We start from the raw sequence: 859 nt of genomic DNA on the forward strand, positions 1-859 counted from the left end.
AGATTATGCAAAAGAACAAAGAGAGAAAAACCAAAAATCGTATATTTGATTTCTGGTTTAACATCTAATTTTAGGATTAATATAGATACACATATAATGATAAATGCGCTTAAAAAATACGTAATGTAAGATGGTAAAGACATATTAGAGTATTTTAAAATTACATATCCACATAAAGATAATATTAAGAAAAATACAATCATAAATGTAGTAACCTCCTAAATAAAAGAAAACAATGAATATACATTGTTTTCTTTTAAAATATTATTTTATCTACCCGAAATTTGTACAATATTTACTGGATTCCAGTTACTCAAATATATTTTTGTACCTTTACTAGTCATTCTATAATCCACTTCATTTCCTACCCACCAAAGACCCGCTGAAATTAACCCAGCCGCTAACGCAGCTGCCGCAGCCTGAGGTACACCCATAGCCGCTACATAACCAGTGATAACAGCAACACCTGCTGCACCTGCTGCCCATTTATTACAGTTATATACAAATGTCTTTGATTCGGAGTTACTTAAATAAAAGTTCCAACCATAAAAATTACTATCCCATGTCCAACTAGGAAGACTTGACTGATTTGAAGGAGCAACCGTTTCTAATGCCAATGAATTTGTATTTGCATTTACATTGACCTTCACGTTACCAGTTGCAACTGCTAGATTAATAGCTTCTACACCTTTTCTATACTGATTTAAATTTTCCTCAGTAGTTCCGAGTTGTTCCGCAGTTGCATTAAGTGCAATTGTACCATCTACATTCTTCACGAAATATTTCTCTGCTTTTTGTGCAATGTCGTACATCTCTTGTTCATTGTTAAATTTTATTTCTGCACTTTTTTCACTTTGAA

The 859-nt window shown here is 32.4% G+C and carries 2 protein-coding genes; both read right to left on the bottom strand.

Annotation, left to right across the window (positions count from 1 at the left end; genetic code table 11):
- Window positions 1–203 (bottom strand): hypothetical protein (locus V7038_RS28695; RefSeq protein ID WP_335696029.1); only part of this gene is annotated, 203 nt, incomplete at its 3' end.
- A gap of 66 nt (window positions 204–269) precedes the next feature.
- Window positions 270–859, bottom strand: a 590-nt coding sequence (locus V7038_RS28700) for a hypothetical protein (RefSeq protein WP_335696030.1), incomplete at its 5' end; no start/stop codon positions are given.

Source organism: Bacillus sp. JJ783 (genome assembly GCF_036963225.1).
In the GTDB taxonomy this organism is placed as follows: domain Bacteria; phylum Bacillota; class Bacilli; order Bacillales; family Bacillaceae_G; genus Bacillus_A; species Bacillus_A cereus_U.